Origin of the sequence: Kitasatospora sp. GAS1066B, from assembly GCF_041262605.1 — a bacterium.
Taxonomy (GTDB): Bacteria; Actinomycetota; Actinomycetes; order Streptomycetales; family Streptomycetaceae; genus Kitasatospora.
In genome coordinates this window covers 351,479-369,309 of record NZ_JBGCCO010000002.1, presented here as the reverse complement: position 1 = coordinate 369,309, position 17,831 = coordinate 351,479, and the positions used below count along the sequence as shown (strand labels likewise).

At 72.9% G+C, this 17,831-nt stretch carries 11 protein-coding genes; 8 read left to right on the top strand and 3 right to left on the bottom strand.

Annotated features, from left to right (window positions below):
• Window positions 1-12 precede the first annotated feature (12 nt).
• A complete protein-coding gene (locus ABH937_RS03280) occupies window positions 13-1,812 on the bottom strand; it encodes an FAD-dependent oxidoreductase (RefSeq protein WP_280689246.1) in 1,800 nt (599 codons plus the stop codon).
• Between the two features lie 291 nt (window positions 1,813-2,103).
• Between ABH937_RS03280 and ABH937_RS03275 the strand changes: the two genes are divergently transcribed.
• Window positions 2,104-3,756: a beta-1,3-glucanase family protein gene (locus ABH937_RS03275; protein WP_280689247.1), complete on the top strand. Its 1,653-nt coding sequence runs from the start codon at window positions 2,104-2,106 to the stop codon at window positions 3,754-3,756.
• A gap of 37 nt (window positions 3,757-3,793) precedes the next feature.
• Here ABH937_RS03275 and ABH937_RS03270 read toward each other — a convergent pair whose 3' ends face one another.
• Window positions 3,794-4,657, bottom strand: a complete 864-nt coding sequence (locus ABH937_RS03270; protein ID WP_280689248.1) for a GNAT family N-acetyltransferase — start codon at window positions 4,655-4,657, stop codon at window positions 3,794-3,796.
• A gap of 80 nt (window positions 4,658-4,737) precedes the next feature.
• Complete coding sequence (locus ABH937_RS03265) at window positions 4,738-5,385, bottom strand: response regulator transcription factor (RefSeq protein ID WP_280689249.1); 648 nt, start codon at window positions 5,383-5,385, stop codon at window positions 4,738-4,740.
• A gap of 666 nt (window positions 5,386-6,051) precedes the next feature.
• Between ABH937_RS03265 and ABH937_RS03260 the strand changes: the two genes are divergently transcribed.
• Genes ABH937_RS03260 through ABH937_RS03230 form a run of 7 tightly spaced genes read left to right on the top strand, consistent with a single transcriptional unit; the run spans window position 6,052 to window position 17,811 of the window.
• Complete coding sequence (locus ABH937_RS03260; protein ID WP_280689250.1) at window positions 6,052-6,372, top strand: phosphopantetheine-binding protein; 321 nt, start codon at window positions 6,052-6,054, stop codon at window positions 6,370-6,372.
• Window positions 6,362-9,736: an amino acid adenylation domain-containing protein gene (locus tag ABH937_RS03255; protein WP_280689251.1), complete on the top strand. Its 3,375-nt coding sequence runs from the start codon at window positions 6,362-6,364 to the stop codon at window positions 9,734-9,736. The genes ABH937_RS03260 and ABH937_RS03255 overlap by 11 nt, the downstream gene beginning before the upstream one ends.
• The gene (locus tag ABH937_RS03250) at window positions 9,733-11,880 is read left to right on the top strand and encodes a beta-ketoacyl synthase N-terminal-like domain-containing protein (protein ID WP_370217115.1); all 2,148 of its coding nucleotides are present in this window, start codon (window positions 9,733-9,735) and stop codon (window positions 11,878-11,880) included. The genes ABH937_RS03255 and ABH937_RS03250 overlap by 4 nt, the downstream gene beginning before the upstream one ends.
• The gene (locus ABH937_RS03245) at window positions 11,877-15,218 is read left to right on the top strand and encodes an amino acid adenylation domain-containing protein (RefSeq protein WP_370217113.1); all 3,342 of its coding nucleotides are present in this window, start codon (window positions 11,877-11,879) and stop codon (window positions 15,216-15,218) included. The genes ABH937_RS03250 and ABH937_RS03245 overlap by 4 nt, the downstream gene beginning before the upstream one ends.
• Entirely contained in the window at window positions 15,215-15,970 is a 756-nt protein-coding gene (locus ABH937_RS03240) for a thioesterase II family protein (protein WP_370217111.1), read from the top strand. The genes ABH937_RS03245 and ABH937_RS03240 overlap by 4 nt, the downstream gene beginning before the upstream one ends.
• A 52-nt stretch (window positions 15,971-16,022) precedes the next feature.
• Window positions 16,023-16,211 (top strand): MbtH family protein, encoded by a 189-nt coding sequence (locus ABH937_RS03235; RefSeq protein WP_370217109.1) that lies wholly within the window; start codon window positions 16,023-16,025, stop codon window positions 16,209-16,211.
• Between the two features lie 31 nt (window positions 16,212-16,242).
• Window positions 16,243-17,811, top strand: a complete 1,569-nt coding sequence (locus ABH937_RS03230; RefSeq protein ID WP_370217107.1) for an amino acid adenylation domain-containing protein — start codon at window positions 16,243-16,245, stop codon at window positions 17,809-17,811.
• Window positions 17,812-17,831: the final 20 nt, after the last annotated feature.

The window sequence follows — 17,831 nt, the reverse complement described above, 5'->3', positions numbered from 1 at the left end:
CGACGCCGGGCCTCAGCCCAGGTCGAAGGTGTTGGGCAGGCCGAGCTGGTAGCGCAACTCGTCGACCCGCTTGAGCGGTTCGAGCTCCGGCGGCCGGAACAGGGGCCAGATGCGGCAGCGTTCGGCGGTCGAGCCGTCCGCGTCGAGCAGGGCGTTGACGGCTCGCCTGGCCGACTCGTTGGCCCCCTCCATGGTGGCCAGGTCCACGTCGGTGCGCACGTAGTCGCCGGCCAGGAAGAAGTTGGGGATCGCCGTGGCGGCGGAGGGCCGGTGGTAGAGGGTGCCGGCCGGGTGGATCAGGAGCTGCTCGCGGTTGCGCGGGGTGGGCCCACCGAGGCCGGTGACGGCCGGATCCATGAACCACGAGTGCAGATCCGCATCGTCGAGGAGCACCCGGCCCGCACCGTTGAGCGCGTCCTTGCACTGGGCCCAGGCCTCCTGCGCCACCTGCTCGCGGGTGCACTCCATGGCGGTCCTGCCGGAGAGGATGCCGGGCAGGTTCCACTCGGAGACGCAGATCGACAGGCAGTCGACCACGGTGCCGTCCCCGTAGTCGGCGGGGAAGTCCCGGACGTCCCAGAACTGGGCCTGGTTGACGCTGGTGATCGCCCATGGGGAGTCGATGTAGATGGTGTGCCCGTGGACGATCCGCACCGGCCTCTTCAGGTAGAACTGCACACCGACCATCCAGTCGGTGCGCAGCTCGTCGCAGCGCGCCAACTGCGGGTCGGCGGCGCGGAGTTCCGACCCCCAGGTGACCCGGGCGTGCTCCACCGGAAGAGCCGAGACGTAATGATCGGCGGTGACGGTCCGGGCCGCGCCGCCGTCCGGGGCCGCGACGCGTACGCCGGTGACCCGGCCGTCGCCGTACAGCACTTCCTGTACCTCGGTGCCGAGTTCGAAGACCACGCCGAGCGAGCGCAGCTCGGCCGCCCACGGGTCGATCCAGGCCTCGCTGGTCGGCGCGTTGAGCACCCGGTCGGGCTCGCCGTCCACGCCCCGGCCGAGGATGCCGTCGATGACGAAGGCCTCGAGGATGGTGCGCGCGACGGTCCGGGTGCTGGCCTCCTCCGCCTTGGTGGCGGCCAGGTCGCGGGTCAGGCCGATGCCGAGCAGCCGCTGGTAGTCCTGGGACATCTCGGCGGCCCGGATGAAGTCCCACCAGGGCACCTTCTCCCACTGATCCTCCCGGCGCCGGTCGCAGCTGGTGAGGTGGACCAGGACCCGGCCGGCGAAGTAGGCGACCTCGTCGGCGGGCAGGTGCAGGACGGTGTCGAGCAGACCGGTGACGGTCCGCAGCAGGGCCTCCGGGGCGAGTTCGCTCGGGTCCGGTGGTGCGGTGAGGGTGCGCAGGGGCAGCCGAAGGCCGGGGCGGCCGGCGTTGCGGGCGAGCAGCGCCTCGGTGCCGTTGCGCAGGTTGCCGTGGACCCCGTCGGCATTGCCGCCGAACGGGATCCGGCGCATCGTGTCGGGCAGGTTGCGGTAGAAGCCGGGGAAGAACCGGAAGCCGTGCTCGCCCGGCAGCGGCCGGCGGCCGCCCTGGCCGGTGCCCGGCACGTCCATGCTGCGGGCCTTGCCACCGAGCACCGGGTAGTACTCGTAGACCGTCACCGCGTAGCCGCGCAGGGCGAGTTCATGGGCCGCGCTCAGCCCTGACACGCCACCGCCCAGCACCGCGACGCTGGTTCGGCCGCCACCACCGCCGGCAGCATCAGCAGCAGCCGTTGCCGGTGCGGCCGCGCCCAGGGCGACCGCACCGCCGATGCCGCCGACCTCGGAGAGGAACCGACGCCGTGATCGACTCGCCGTCATGACGATTGACCCCCTGTTGAATCCTGCTGACGTGTCGTCATGTCCAGGGCACAGCCTACGAACCATCGCGACGACGGCGCGCCGGACCGCCCCGGACGTACACCACCCTCACTTGGCGTTCGACTCTTCGCACAGTCGTCCGAGCCGCGGCGGCGGCTCGTGGTCCGGCGGCGTGCCTTGACTTGAGGACGTCAACTGGCCAGAGTGTCAGACCAACCGGACTCGCGGCACTCCCCCACACGCCAGCGCCGCAGCGCCGCCCCCCACCGCCGCCTCCTCCAGGAGGACTCCGTGATCGCTCGCAGGACACTGCTCGGCGCCTCGATGGCCGCTCTCGCGGCTCCCTTGGTGCTCACCGGCACGCAGCGGCGCGCCGCGGCCGCCACGCCGGCCACGCTCACCGTGGACCTGGCCAACAACACCTCCTCGAACACCGTCTACGCCTACGTGCTGGGACTGGACATCGCGCAGGGCAACAGCTGGGCCTTCCTCCAGGCCGACGGCCAGACGCTCTACCACCCGCCTTCCCCGGCCGCCCCCGGGGCCCCGCTCGGCGCCGACTGCGCGATCGCCCTGCCGCCTCCCGGAGCGGCGCCCCGGACCATCGCACTGCCCCGACTCGCCAGCGGGCGGATCTACTTCTCGATCGGCAGCAAGCTGGTGTTCCTGGTCAACCCGGGCCCGGGCATCGCGATGCCGTCGGTGAGCAACCCCACCGACCCGAACATCAACACCGCTTACAGCTTCTGCGAGTTCACCTACGACCAGAGCCAGCTGTACGCCAACATCAGCTTCGTGGACTTCGTCTCGGTGCCGATCTCCTTCAACCTGCAGACGCCGCAGGGCCCCCAGACGGTCCAGGGACTGCCGGCCGGCGGGCTCGATACCGTCTGCTCCGCGCTGCGCGCCCAGGCCACCGCGGACGGCGGCGACTGGGCGAAGCTGATCGTCCAGGACGCCGCGGGGAACAACCTGCGCGCGCTCAGCCCCAACCTGGCCATCGGGTCGAACTCCTCGCTCTTCGCCGGGTACCTCGACGCGTACATCGACCAGGTGTGGCAGCAGTACCAGGGCACCGACCTGGTGGTCGACACCCAGTACACCTGGGGCACCGTCACCGGACGGGTGGGCAACGGGGTGCTGACCTTCCCCGGCGTGGGCAGCTTCACGAAACCGTCCACCGCCGCCGTCTTCAACTGCAGCAGCGCCCCGTTCACCACGGGCAACGACGAGATGGGCAACCTGAGCGCGCGCCTGGCCGCGGCGTTCAACCGCACCACGCTGCTGGCCGATCCGAACCAGCCGGACGGCGAGAACCCGGCCGCCTTCTACACCCAGGCCCGGACCAACCACTACGCGCGCATCCTGCACGCGACCACCACCGACCACCTCGGCTACGCGTTCCCCTACGACGACGTCCACCCGGCAGGCGTGGACTTCGAGGGCAAGGTCCAGTCGGCCACCCCGACCCTGCTCACCATCACCGTCGGCGCGGCCCAGGGCTCCTCCGGCAATCCGCCGCCGGGCGGCACCAGCGCGTTCAGCACCATCAAGGCGGCCGCGCACAGCTCCAACTCGGGTACCCAGACCGAGCCCTGCACCGACGTCGGCGGCGGGCAGGACGTCGGCTGGATCTCCAATGGTGCCTGGCTCGGCTACTCCGGCATCGACTTCGGTGCGACCGGCGCCACCCAGTTCCAGGCGCGGGTGGCCTCGGGCGCGGCCGCCGGGGTCAGCGGGCTGGTCGAAGTCCGGCTCGACAGCGTCACCGCCCCGCCGGTCGCCAGCTTCGCCATCGGCAACACCGGCGGCTGGCAGAGCTGGACCACCGTCCCCGCCAACCTCGCCGCGACCACCGGCGTGCACACCGTCTACCTCACCTTCAGCAGCGGCCAGCCCGCCGACTACGTCAACGTCAACTGGTCCACCTTCGCGGCCGGCTGACGGTAGCGCAGCCAGCCAACGAAACGACCGCTTGCGCTCAGCTCTCCGGTCGCTCGACGAGGTACCAGCCGTCCCGGGCGAACCCGGTGACGGCGCACCGCTCGGCCAGCAGACCCGCGAGCACCTCGCGCAGCGCGTGGCGCCAGTCACGCGCTGCGCGGGGGTCGCGCCGGCGCAGCGCCTCGATGTCCGGCGGGACGCGGACCAGCAGGGTGTCGCCGTCCGGTCGCCCGGCGGTCGGGCGGCCGCGCTCGTCCATGTCCAGGGCGACCACCGCACGGGACCGCAGCCCGTCCGGCTCGATGGTGTGCGGCCGTCCCGCGCAGGCCAGTTCGACCCGCTCGGCGGCCAGCTCCCAGCGGACCAGCAGCCGGTCCGAGGCGTCGCCGGCGTTCACCTCGTCCTGCATCGGGCCGTAGAAATCGGCGAGGTACTCGGCCGGGAGCGCGCCGAGCTTGGCCAGGTTGAAGTAGGCGTTGCGGCTGACCAGCGGGTCGTAGGTCCAGGTGATGGTGGCGATCGAGCGCTCCAACGCCCAGGCGCGCTGGTGCAGTTTGACGGCGTAGCCGATGCTGCGGCCGCGGGTGCCGCCCTCGACGGCGGCGACGTGCGAGTGCAGGCCGACCGTGGCGAGCAGGCCCAGGCAGGTGCCGATCAGCCGGTCGTCCTGGTGGACGCCGGCCACGTAGCTGCCCGAGTGGGCCAGGACCAGCAGCAGTTCGGGCGTGATCATGGTGCCCCCGGGCGTGGTGGGCGGCCAGACCTGGTCCAGCAGCGCGCCGGCCTCGGCCAGCGTGTCGAGGTCGTGCAGCTCGCGGATGGTCACCCCGGCCGCACGGGCGGCGCGCTCGGCGGCGGCGCGCGCAGTGGGCAGCGCGGTCGGGTCGGGGCTCGGGTTCATCTCGGCTCCTTGCGCAGTTCGGTGACCAGGGCCGTCGCCCATCCTGTGCCGGTCGGTCTCAGGCTGCCCGCGCACCGCGCTCAGATCACCCCGGCGCGCAGGGCGTAGACCACGGCGTGGGTGCGGTTGCGCAGGCCGAGCCGGGTGACCACGCCGTGCACGATGCTCTTCACCGTGCGCTCGGAGTAACTGAGCTTCGCGGAGATCTGCTTGGTGCTCAAGCCCTCCGCCAGCAGGCGCAGCACCTCGACCTCCCGGTCGGCCAGACCGGCGATGTTCAGGCCGGCCGGCACCAGCGTCCGGTCCCGGATCGCCCTGATGTGGGTGATCAGCGCCTGCTGCACGCCCGCCGAGGACTCCCCGCCCCCGGCGCCGGCCTCCAGGACGGCGCGCTTGATGTCGTCGAAGCCGCTCTCCTGCCGGTTCAGGTAACTCACCAGGCCCAGGTCGATGGCCCGCAGCATCTGGTGCTCCGGAAACTCGTGCGCGACCAGCACCAGCGGCAGGGGCCGGTCCGTCGCCTCGACCTGGACGCGTTCCACCCGCGACAGCGTGTCACTGGTGACCTCGGTCGCCAGTACCAGCAGCACATCGGCGGGATGGCGCCAGGTCCAGTAGCTGGCGGTGATGTCCTTGCACGAGGAGAGCCACCAGACGGCCCCCTCGCCGGTCACCGGATCATTCGCGAGAACCGCCACCGTGACGGATTTCACGGCCTTGTCAGTCATCAGCTGCCCCCCGGCCACGCGCTGGCTCCAATTCCCTGCACGGGAATTCCCCGAGAACCCCGTGCAGTTTGTCGGCATCACTCCGACTCCGCTCCCCCGCACACTGCCATTATGCGCCACTTCGGTCTCATCTCTGACGCCCCGTTACGGATCGTGATTCGCCAAGGACTCCTGCCGCGACGATCTCCGGACACTTCGTCAGGAGACGATAGTCCGGCAACTGATGACACGGACTCAGGTGCGTAGTGCGTTGCACCGATGGCCGGAAAGGGCCGAGAAGGGCCGAGAAAGGCCGGAAAGGGCCGCTGCGGGCGGCGCCCCCGGGCCTGCGGCCGTCGGGCCCCGCCGGGTGGCTGCACCAAGGGGCAGCACCATCAGCCGTGCCCGAACTGCCCGAAGAGGCAGAATCCGGCGCCGCCCGGCCGAGCAGGCAGGACGGCCGAGACCGCATCGTGATCATCCCCCGGGCCCAGCGCGTTTCACGCCGTCGCAGCCCCAAAGTGCGACGCTCCCCGCCCCAAGGGGCGGCACGCCTTGCGTTCCGTCTCCGGTGCCGTTCATCTTGGGATCGGCCCCGAAACCGCGCCGAGAGCGCGAAGGTCCCTGCAGCAGGCCCGAATTGAACCCCTTCCACCAATGCTTCGGACAGAGAGGAAGCCTGCGGCCATGACCCTCCACGGGATATCGACGGACAACGCGGCGCAGCAGCCGCCACAAACACCGATCGCCTGCGATTCGCTGGACGAACTGCGGATCGTCATCACCGGCATCTGGCAGGATGTGCTGCGCCTGGACGGCCTCACCCCCGACGACGACTTCTTCGAGCTGGGCGGCCATTCGCTGACCGCTTCGCAGGTGATCTCCCGAATGCGGCAGACGCTGCGGGTGGAGGTGCCGCTGGCGGCCTTCTTCGACCACCCGACCGTCGCCGAACTGGCGGCCTTCACGGCGGCTCGACGGGCCGAGGCGGACCCCGGTGTCCAGTAGCCCGCAGCCCGAGCGCTCGTCCCGGTCCCACGTCTCGCCCCAGGCCGACCTCACGTCCCAGTCCGACCTCACGTCCCAGCTCTCGCCGCTCTCCGCCGCGCAGCAGCGGCTCTGGTTCTTCTGGCAGCTGCGCCCGCGGAGCAGCGAGTACAACGTGCCCAAGGCCACCCGGCTGCGCGGCCCGCTCGACCTGCCCGCGCTGGCAGCGGCCCTCACCCGGCTGACCGAGCGGCACAGCCTGCTGCGCGCCACCTTCCCCACCGTGGACGGCACGCCGATGCTGCGGATCGCGCCGGCCGTCACCGTGCCGCTGCCCGTCACCGACCTGACCGACCTGCCCGCCCCGGCCCGCGAACGCGCGCTGGGCGAGGCGGTGGACCGGCTGGCGCTGGGGCCGTTCGACCTGCTGCACGGCCCGGTGTTCCGGGCCGGGCTGATCCGGCTGGCGGCCGAGGAGCACGTGCTGGTGCTCGCCTTCCACCACATCGTGGTGGACGGGTGGTCGCTGGGCATCATCGAGCGCGATCTGGCGGGCGAGTACACCGCCGCGCTCGACGGCAACCCTCGACTGCCCACGACGCCCACACCCACGTACGACTACCGGGACTACGCGGCCGACGAGCGGCGGATGCTGGCCGGCCCGCGCCGGGCCGAGGCGATGGCCTACTGGCGGCGGCAGCTGGCCGACGCGCCCGCCCAGCTCCAGCTGCCGACCGACTGGCCCCAGCCACGGGTGCCGAGCAATGCCGGCGATGTCCGCTCCTTCCTGCTGCCGCCCCAACTCGCCCAGCAGGCACAGGCCTTGGGCCGCAAGAAGCGGGTCACCAAGTTCGTCGTGCTGCTCAGCGCCTACGCCGCGCTGCTCGCCCGGCTGACCGCCGCCAAGGAGGTGGTGATCGGCGTGCCGGTCAGCGGCCGCACCTCGCTGGAGGTCGAAGGGGTGGTCGGGCTCTTCGTCAACATGCTGCCGCTGCGGGTGCGGGTGCGCCCCGGCCTGACCTTCGCCGAGCTGCTGCCCCAGGTGCGCGACACCTTCCTGGCCGGTCACGAGTACCAGGACCTGCCCTTCCAGCAGGTGGTCGAGGAACTGGCGCCCGAGCGGCAGACCTCGCGCCACCCGATCTTCCAGAGCGTCTTCACCTACGAGGACCAGAGCGGCGCCGAGTCCGGAATGCCGGGGCTGACCGCGAGCCCGGTGCCGATCCGGATCGAGACCGCGAAGTTCGAGCTGACCCTGCACGTGGCCTTCGACGCCGAGCGGGCCGAAGGCTGGATGGGCTACCAGAGCGACCTGTTCGAGCCGCGCACCGCCGAGTTGCTGGGCGAGCGGTACCTGCGGCTGCTGACGGCGGCGCTGGCCGCACCGGACGCGCCGCTCGACCGGCTGCCGCTGCTGGGCCCGCAGGAGGAGCGGACCGTGCTGGCCGGCGCGCTCCAACCGCCGCCGCCCGCCGCCGAGTGCGTGCACCGGCTGGTGGCGCGCCGGGCGAGCGAGCAGCCGACGGCCGTCGCGGTGCGCACCGCCGAGCGCGCCCTGAGCTACGCCGAACTCGACCGTCAGGCCGACCTGGTGGCGGCGCGCCTGCGGGCCGCCGGGGCCCGGCCCGGTGCCCTGGTGGCAACCTGCCTGCCGCGCGGCCCGGAGCTGGTGATCGCCGAACTCGGCGTCCTGAAGAGCGGCGCCGCCTATCTGCCACTCGATCCGGCCAACCCGCCGGGCCGGTTGGCCGCCGTGCTGGACGAGGCGTGCCCGCTGGCCGTTCTGACGGATCGTCAGCATCCGGAACTGCCGGACACCGTACGGATCCTCACGCTCGACGAGCTGCTCGACGACGCCGACACCGACACCGGCCTCGGGTCCGCCGACGCCCGGCCCGCGCCGCAGGCCGGCGCCGGCGACCTCGCGTACGTCATCTACACCTCGGGCTCGACCGGCCGGCCCAAGGGTGTGATGATCGAGCACCGGGCGCTGGCCAACCTGGTCGCCTGGCACCACCGGGAGTTCGCACCGGCGCCCGGCGACCGCGGCACGCTGATCGCCGCCCCGGGCTTCGACGCCTCGGCCTGGGAGATCTGGCCCACCCTGGCCGCCGGCGCGACACTCGAAGTGCCGGACACCGCAACCGTGTTGTCACCGCGCGAGCTGACCGACTGGCTGGTGGAGCGCGAGGTGAGCAGTTGCTTCCTGCCCACCCCGCTGGTCGAACTGATCACCGCAGTCCCCTGGCCCGCCGAGCGCGCCCCTCGCGTGGTGCTGACCGGCGGCGACCGCCTGCACGGCCTCGGGCAACAGGAGTTGCCGTTCCGACTGGTGAACAACTACGGCCCGACCGAGAGCACGGTGGTCGCCACCTCGGGGACGGTCACCACCGATCCCCTGCAACGCGGCGCACTGCCGGACATCGGCCACCCGATCGCGGGCGTCGAAGCCTACGTGCTGGACGACCGGTTGCACCCGGTGCCGATCGGCCTGCCCGGCGAGCTGTACCTGGGCGGGGTCGCGCTCGCCCGCGGCTACCTGGGCCGGTCCGACCTGACCGCCGACCGCTTCGTCCCGCACCCCTACGGCCACACCCCTGGGGCCAGGCTCTACCGCACCGGCGACCTGGTGCGCCGCCGCACCGACGGCACCCTCGACTTCCTGGGCCGCAACGACCAGCAGTTGAAGCTGCGCGGTTTCCGGATCGAGGCCGGCGAGATCGAGAACGTCCTGCGCGCCCACCCCGGCGTGCGCGACGCCATCGTGGCCCTGGTGCCCGCCGGGCCGGACGGCGCCGAACCGGCGCTGACCGCCTACCTGGTGCTCGCCGACCCCGCCGCCCCGCCCGACCGGGCGGAGCTGCACGAGCGAGTGGGCCGTCAGCTGCCGAGCTACATGCGGCCGCACGACTACCGGGTGCTGCCCGCGCTGCCGTTGACCGGCAACGGCAAGGTCGACCGTGCCGCGCTGGCCGGGCAGGGCCTGCCGCTGCCCGCCGGCGCCGCGCCCGAGCCCGGCATCCGCACGCCGCTGGAGCAGCGGATCGGCGAGGTCTGGGCGCAGGCACTGGGCCACCGGGAGTTCGGCACCCAGGACAACTTCTTCGACATCGGCGGCCACTCCCTGCTGCTGGCCACCGTCCGCGAGGCGCTGGCCCGGGAGTTGGACCGCGAGCTGAGCATCCTCACGCTCTTCGAGCACCCCACCATCGCCGCGCTGGCCCGCCGGCTGGACGCTGCCGCGCCGGTCGCGGCAGGCGCCGCGGTGGCCGCGAGCCCGACGGGTGACGCCGCCCAGCGCGCGCGACGCGGCACCGCCCGGCTGAAGGCGCTGCGGGCCCAGAGCCGGCGCCCCGCACCCACTGTTGAAAGGACGGACTCATGACCGACACGGACCACGACAGTGGCAACGAGAGCGGCAACGACACACACCTGGCCATCATCGGCCTGGCCTGCCGGTTCCCCGGCGCCTCGACGCCCGAGGAGTACTGGGACAACCTGGTGGCCGGCGTGGACTCGGTGCGCCCCTTCACCGCCGAGGAGTTGCGGGTCTGGGGCCACGACCCGGCCGCGCTGGACGACCCGCGCTACGTGCCGATGCACGGAAGCGTCGACGGCGTAGGGGAGTTCGACGCCGACTTCTTCCAGTTCTCCACCCGCGACGCCACCCTGCTCAACCCGCAGCACCAGCTCTTCCTGGAGTGCGCCTGGGAGGCGCTGGAGCGGGCGGGCTACGACCCGCGCAACACTCCCGGCACGGTCGGCGTCTACGCCGGCGCCGGGCGCAACGGCTACGCCGCGCTGGTGCGGGACCAGGCCGACCGCTTCCCCGGGGTGGACGACCTCGCGCTGACCATCGCCAACGAGCCCGAGCACCTGGCCACCCGGGTCTCCTACAAGCTCGGACTGACCGGGCCCAGCATGGCGGTGCTGACGGCCTGTTCGAGCTCGCTGGTCGCCGTCCACGAGGCCGGCCGGGCGCTGCTGGCCGGCGACTGCGACCTGGCGCTCGCGGGCGGGGTGACGCTGCGCCTGCCGCGCTCCGGCTACCGCTACCTGGAGGGTGGCACGATGTCCCCCGACGGCCACTGCCGCACCTTCTCGGCGGACGCCAAGGGCATCGTCGGCGGTGACGGGGCGGGCGTCGTGGTGCTGCGCCGGCTGCAGGACGCGCTGGACGACGGCGATCACGTGCACGCCGTGATCCGGGGCACCGCTGTGAACAACGACGGCCACCAGCGGGCCGGCTTCACCGCGCCCGGAGTGCACGGCCAGCGCGAGGTGATCCGCCTGGCGCACGCGGCGGCCGAGGTGAGCCCCGCCGACATCTCGTACGTCGAGGCGCACGGCACCGGCACCCCGGTCGGCGACCCGATCGAGGTCGCCGCCCTGACCGAGGCGTTCGGCGACGACGGCGGCGATCAACTGCCCGCCGGCTCCGTGCTGCTGGGCTCGGTCAAGACCAACATCGGGCATACCGACACCGCCGCCGGGGTGGCCAGCCTGATCAAGACCGCACTGGCGCTGCAACACCGGACCATCCCGGCGACCCTGCACTTCACGGGCCCGAACCCGGTGATCGACTTCGCCGCCGGCCCGTTCGCCGTGAACACCGAACGCCGTGCCTGGGACACCGGCGCGCTGCCGCGCCGGGCCGGCGTCAGCTCCTTCGGCATCGGCGGCACCAACGCCCACCTGGTACTGGAGGAGGCGCCGCAGGACCCGGCGGCCGGTGCGCCGGACGGGCGCGGCCAGCTGCTGGTGCTCTCCGCCCGGACCCCGACCGCGCTGGCCGCGATGGCCGGCCGACTGGCCGAACACCTGCGCCAGCGGCCCGACTTGCCGCTGGCCGACGTCGCCTGGACGCTGCAGACCGGGCGGCACGCGTTCGCGCACCGGCGGTACGTGGTCTGCGGTGACCACGCGCAGGCCATCGCGGCACTCACTGCGGCGGCGGCGCGGGCCGAATCCGGCGAGGGTGCGGGCGAGATCGGCCAGCTGCTCGACCAGCTCGACCTGGCTGCCGGGGAGGCGGAACGCGCCGTGCTGCTCGACGCGTTGGGGCGGCGCTGGCAGGACGGGGCGGCGATCGACTGGACCCGCCTGCACGACGCCGCGCGCCGGCGCCGGGTGCCACTGCCCAGCTACCCGTTCGAGCGGCGGCACCACCTGGTCCAGCCTGAGCCCTTCGCCGGGCTGCCGAGCACCGGGCTGCCCGAGGAGTCGCCTGAAAGCCTGCCGCAGGCACCGCAGGCCGCCGACTCCGTCACGGACCGGCTCGCGGTGCTCTTCGCCAAGGTCCTGGGCGAGAGCGAGGAGCCCGCCGGGCGTGACTTCTTCGAGCTGGGCGGCGACTCGCTCACCGCCGTGCAGCTGTTCTCGCTGGTCGAGGACGAGTTCGGGGTGGCCCCGCCACTGGAGGCGATCTTCGATCACCCGACCGTCCCCGAATTCGCCACCGTGATCGTCGAGTTGCTCGCCACCCTGCAGGCCACCGAGGCCGGCAGCTCCACCCGGGAGACCGCGTGACGTACACCGGGACCGAGACCGCGGCCAGGGTCGCGCCGACCTCGTTCGCCCAGCGGCGACTGTGGTTCCTGGACCACTTCACCGGCGGCAACAGCGCCTACAACCTGGTCTCCGCGCTGCGCCTGCGCGGCCCGCTCGACACCGGCGCGCTGCACCGCTCGCTTCAGCACCTGGTGGACCGGCACGAGAGCCTACGCACCACCTTCGAGCTGGCGGACGGCGAGCCCCGACAGCGGATCGCCACCGAACTCGAACTCGCCCTGCCGCTCACCGACCTGCGCGGCGCCCCCGCCGACGAGCGGGTCACCCGGGCCACCGCGCTGGTCGAGGCGGACACGCTGCGCGAGTTCGACCTCGCGCGGGGCCCGCTGATCCGAACCGCCCTGCTGCGGCTGGACGATGAGGACCACGTGCTGGCGGTGATCTGCCACCACACCATCAGCGACGGCTGGTCGATGGGACGGTTCCACCTGGAGCTGTCCGCCCTCTACGCCGCCCACCGCAGCGGCGCCGAACCACAACTGCCGCCATTGCCCATGCAGTTCGGTGAGTACGCCGAGCGTGAGCGAGCCGCGCTGCTCGGTGAGGAGGCCGGGCGCGCGCTGGCGCGGCTGCGCGAGCGGCTGGCCGGCGCCCCGACCGCGCTGGAACTGCCGACCAGCTACACCCGCCCCGCCGTCCAGGGTTACGCCGGCGCGACCCACGACCTGCCGCTGGACGCCGAGTTGTGGCAGCGGGTGCGGGCCACCGCCCGCCAACACCGGGTCACCCCGTTCATGACCCTGCTCGCCGCCTACGCCCTGCTGCTCTCCCGGCTCTCCGGCACGCGGGACCTGGTGATCGGCAGCCCCTCGGCCGGCCGCACCAGCTCCGCCGTGGAACCGCTGATCGGCATGTTCGTCAACACCCTGCCGCTGCGCGTCGACCTGTCCGGCGAGCCCACCTTCGCCGAGTTGCTGACCCGCACCCGTCGCACCGCGCTGGCCGCCTTCACCGACCAGGGCGTGCCGTTGGATCAACTGGTGACCGCCCTGCGGCTGGACCGCACGGCCAGCCACGACCCGCTCTTCCAGACCATGTTCGCGCTCCAGCAGCCGCTGACCGTACCGGAGTTGGCGGAGCTGGCGGTCGAGGTGCTGCCGGTCCGGCCGCCGACCACGTTCACCGATCTCTGGCTGGAGATCCGTCCGCTCGGCGGGCCGGCACAGCTCGACGGCGATGCGCAGGACGGCGGTGCGCTGGCCACCTTCCGGTACCGGACCGAGCTGTTCGACGCGGCGAGCGTGGCGCGGATGGCCGAGCAGTACCGGAACCTGCTGGACGCCGCGCTCGCCGCGCCCGAGACCAAGGTGGCCGACCTCTCGCTGTTGAGCGAGCGGCAGGCCGAGCAGATCCTGCACGAGTGGAGCCGCAGCGCCGAACCGCACCCGTGGGACGGGCCGGTGCACGAGCTGATCGATCGTCAGATCGACCGCACGCCCGAGCGCAGCGCCGTGCTCTTCGAGGGCACCGAGCTGAGCTATGCGCAACTGGCCGGCCGGACCGAGCTGATCGGCGCCCACCTGGCCCAACAGGGCGCCCGGGCAGGAGCGGTGGTGGCGCTCTGCCTGCCGCGCGGCCTGGACCTGGTGCCCGCGATCCTGGCCGTGCTGCGCGGCGGCGGCGCCTACCTGCCGCTGTCACCCGAGGATCCGCCGGGCCGGCTGGCCAAGCTGGCCCGCCTGTCGGGCGCCACCCACGTGCTGACCACCACCGAACTCGCCGAGGCCTTCGCCGGATCCGTGGTGCCGGTACTGGCCGTCGACACCCTCACCGCGCCCGCCGAGGCAGCCGAGCCGGCGCCGGTCGGCCCGGACGACCTCGCCTACGTCATCTACACCTCCGGCTCCACCGGAGAGCCCAAGGCGGTGGGCGTGCCGCACGGCGGGCTGGCCAACCGGGTGCACGCCATGCAGGACTCGCAGCGCCTCACCCCCGCCGACCGCGTCCTGCAGAAGACCCCGTACACCTTCGACGTGTCCGTCCAGGAGTTGCTCTGGCCGCTCACCGCCGGCGCCACGCTGGTGATGGCCGCGCCGGGCGGCCACCGCGACCCCGGCTACCTGGTCGACCTGATCGAGCGGGAGGCGGTCACCACCGTGCACTTCGTGCCGCCGATGCTGGAGGCCTTCCTGGACGAGCCCGACCTGCACCGGTGCGCCTCGGTGCGGCGCGTGTTCTGCAGCGGCCAGGCGCTGCCCGCCCAGCTGGTGGACCGCTGCCTGAGCCGGCTTTCGGTGCGGCTGTTCAACTTCTACGGACCCACCGAGGCCTCGATCGAGGTCACCGAGTGGCAGTGCCCGCCGCTGGACGCGACCGGACCCGGCGCCGCTCGTCAGGCCCGGGTACCGATCGGACGCCCGATCGCCGGTGTGGACGTCTACGTGCTGGACGACCAGTTGCGCCCGGTCCCGGTCGGGGTGCCCGGCGAGCTGTACCTGGGCGGGGTCGCGCTGGCCCGCGGCTACCTGGGCCGGCCCGAACTGACCGCCGACCGCTTCGTCCCGCACCCCCACAGCCGCACCCCGGGGGCCCGGCTCTACCGCACCGGCGACCTGGTGCGCTGGCGGGCCGACACCACCATCGAGTACCTGGGCCGCAACGACCACCAGCTCAAGGTCCGCGGGTTCCGGATCGAGCCCGGCGAGATCGAGAACGTGCTGCGCGCCCAGCCCGAGGTGCAGGAGGCGCTGGTCACCACCACGCCGGCCGGCACCCCCGGCGCCGAACCGGTGCTGACCGCCTACCTGGTGCTCACCCCGCCCGGGGCGGCCGCGGTCGGGGCGGCCACGGTCGGGACGGCCACGGTCGAGACGGCCACGGTCGAGACGGCCGCGGTCGGGACGGCCGCAGTCGGGACGGCCGCAGTCGGGACGGCCGCAGTCGAGCAGCGGGAGTTGACCACCGTCCTGCGCGAGCGGCTGCGCGACCAGCTGCCCAGGCACCTGGTCCCCGGCCACCTGGTCCTGCTGCCCCGGTTCCCGCTCAACTCCAGCGGCAAGGTCGACCGGGCCGCGCTGCCGCTGCCCCAGCAGGAGAACGGCCACGACCACGAGCGACTGGTCGAGCCGCGCGACGCGCTGGAGCGCACACTGGCCGGGATCTGGAGCCAGGTGCTGGGCCGGCCGCTGATCGGCGTGGACGAGGACTTCTTCGAGATCGGCGGCGACTCGCTGAAGAGCATCCAGGTGGTCCACCGCGCCCGCGAGGCCGGGCTGACCCTCGGTGTCAGCGCGATCTTCCAGCACCCCACCATCGAGGAGCTGGCCCAGCGGCTGCGGCAGGAGAGCGCCCGGTGAAGAGCCGCTGGCTGCTGCGCTTCCCGCCGCGCCCCGAAGCGCGGGTGCGCCTGCTCTGCCTGCCGGGCGCCGGCGCGGCCGCCGCGATGTACCGCTCCTGGAGCGAGCTGCTGCCGGCCGACCTGGAGGTCTGCGCGGTCCAGTTGCCCGGTCGCGGGGCTCGGCTGCGCGAGGCGCTGTACACCGCGATGGACCCGCTGGTCGACGCGCTGACCGAGGCCGTGCTGGCCGAACCCGCGCTGCCCACCGTGGTCTTCGGCCACAGCCTCGGCTCGCTGGTCGGGTTCGAGCTGGCGAGCCGGCTCACGGACTCGGCGACCCACGCGCCCAGCGCGCTGGTGGTGGCCGCGCACCGGGCCCCGCGGCTGGGCAGCGCGGGCCTGCCGTACCACCGGCTGGCGGACGCGGACCTGGCGAAGGTGATGGTCGGCCTCGGCGGGACACCCGAAGAGGTGCTGGCGCGGCCCGAGTTGCTGCGGCTGGCGCTGCCCTCGATCCGTGCCGACTTCGAACTCGACTACACCTACCGCTACCGGGAGCGCCCGGCGCTGCCGATCCCGATCAGCGTCTTCGGCGGCCTGGGCGACACCACCGTCGCCGAACCCGAACTCGCCGCCTGGCGCGAGCACACCAGTGCCGGGTTCAGCCTGCGGATGCTGCCCGGCGACCACTTCTTCCCCACCGGCGCCAGCGGCGTCGACCTGCTCGCCCAACTCGGCGAGCTGGCCTCGGACCTGCTCCAGCACGCCTGACCGGACCTCCAGACCGGACCTCCAAAAAACTCAGCACGAGAAGGATCACGACATGTTCGAGGATGGCGACGACCGCCAGTACCTCGTGGTGCGCAACCACGAGGAGCAGTACTCCATCTGGCCCGAGGGCCGGGAGCTGCCGGCCGGCTGGACGGGCGTCGGCGTGACGGGCGACAAGGCGGCCTGCCTGGCCCACATCAGGGAGACCTGGACCGACCAGCGCCCGCTCAGCCTTCGCTAGCCGACCCCGACGAGGAGTGGAGAACAGCACCGTGCAGTCAGAACTCTGCCTTCACCAGATATTCGCGCAGCAGGTCGAGCTCCGGCCCGACGCCCCGGCCGTCTGCGACGCCGACGATGAACTGACGTACCGTCAACTCGACGAACGAGCCGCCCGGCTGGCGGCGGCGATCCTGCGCGAGACCTCGGGGCCCGGCGCCCGGGTCGGCCTGCACCTGCGGCGCGGCAACGCGGTGGTGGTCGCGATCCTGGCCACGCTGAAGGCGGGCTGCGCCTATGTCCCGCTCGACCCGTCCTACCCGGCCGAGCGCGTGCAGTACATGGCCGACGATGCGTCAGTCGAGCTGATCCTGACGGACTCCGGCAGCGAAGCCACCGCCCCGGCGGCGCGGCGGGTACTCGGCATCGGCCCGAGCAGCTGGGCGGCCGAGCTGCCGCGCGCGGCCGAGGCGGCGGTGACCCCGCAGGTGCCGGCCTACGTGATCTACACCTCCGGGTCCAGCGGCACCCCCAAGGGCGTCGAGGTCTCGCACCGCAACGTCACGGCGCTGCTGGCGGCCTGCGACCAGCTGGTGACGGTCGACGACAGCGATGTGTGGACGCTCTTCCACTCGTACTGCTTCGACTTCTCCGTCTGGGAGTTGTGGGGTGCCCTCGCGCACGGCGGGAAGCTCGTGGTGGTCTCCGCCGAGGCCGCCCGGTCCCCCGAGGCGATGCTGGAGCTGCTCCGCGCCGAGCGGGTGACGGTGCTCAACCAGGTCCCCTCGGTGTTCCGCTATCTCTCCCGGGCCGGCACCGCCCCGGGCGTCCAAGGAGTGCCCTCGCTGCGCTACGTGATCTTCGGCGGCGAGGTGGTGGACGTCGACGCGGTCCGCGAATGGCGCCAAGTGCACGGCACGGCCACCGAGTTCGTCAACATGTACGGCATCACCGAGACCACCGTCTTCTCCACCGGCCGCACGCTGCTGCCCGCCGAGATCGACGTGCCGGTCGGCTCGCCGGCGCCGGCCGGGGCCGCCGACCCCGCGCTCAACATCGGCCTGCCGCTGGACGGCTTCGAGCTGGCCGTGCTCACCCCGGAGGGCCGCCCCGTCGCACCCGGCGAGATCGGCGAGATCCACCTGGCCGGTGAGCAGTTGGCGATCGGCTACCTGGACCGCCCGAAGCTGACCGCCGAGCGCTACCCGGTGCTGGCACTGCCGGGCCGCCAGCCCCGCCGGTACTACCGCAGCGGCGACCTCGCGGTGCTGCGGGCCGACGGCGCCCTCGAGTACGCCGGACGGGCGGACGACCAGGTGAAGATCAACGGCTACCGGATCGAGATCGGCGAGGTCGAGTCGGCGCTGCGCGGGGCACCCGGGGTCGGCGACCTGGTGGTGGTGCCCGCCACCAGTCGCGTCGGCGAGCGGATGCTGGTGGCCTTCTACACCGCCCCGGACGGCGGGCTGGCAGCCGACGGCCTGGCGGAGCGGCTGACCAGCCACGCCCGGGCCGCGCTGCCCGCCTTCATGGTGCCCGGACGGTTCGTCAACGTGCCCTCGCTGCCGCTGAGTCCCTCCGGGAAGACCGACAAGCGCGCGCTCGCCGAGCAGCTGCGCTAGCCCACCGCCAGAGGAGGACC

Coding starts and splice junctions, on each gene's coding strand:
- ABH937_RS03280 (WP_280689246.1), bottom strand. CDS start 1,812: ATGACGGCGAGTCGATCACGGCGTCGGTTCCTCTCCGAGGTCGGCGGC.
- ABH937_RS03260 (WP_280689250.1), top strand. CDS start 6,052: ATGACCCTCCACGGGATATCGACGGACAACGCGGCGCAGCAGCCGCCA.
- ABH937_RS03270 (WP_280689248.1), bottom strand. CDS start 4,657: ATGAACCCGAGCCCCGACCCGACCGCGCTGCCCACTGCGCGCGCCGCC.
- ABH937_RS03265 (WP_280689249.1), bottom strand. CDS start 5,385: ATGACTGACAAGGCCGTGAAATCCGTCACGGTGGCGGTTCTCGCGAAT.
- ABH937_RS03235 (WP_370217109.1), top strand. CDS start 16,023: ATGTTCGAGGATGGCGACGACCGCCAGTACCTCGTGGTGCGCAACCAC.
- ABH937_RS03250 (WP_370217115.1), top strand. CDS start 9,733: ATGACCGACACGGACCACGACAGTGGCAACGAGAGCGGCAACGACACA.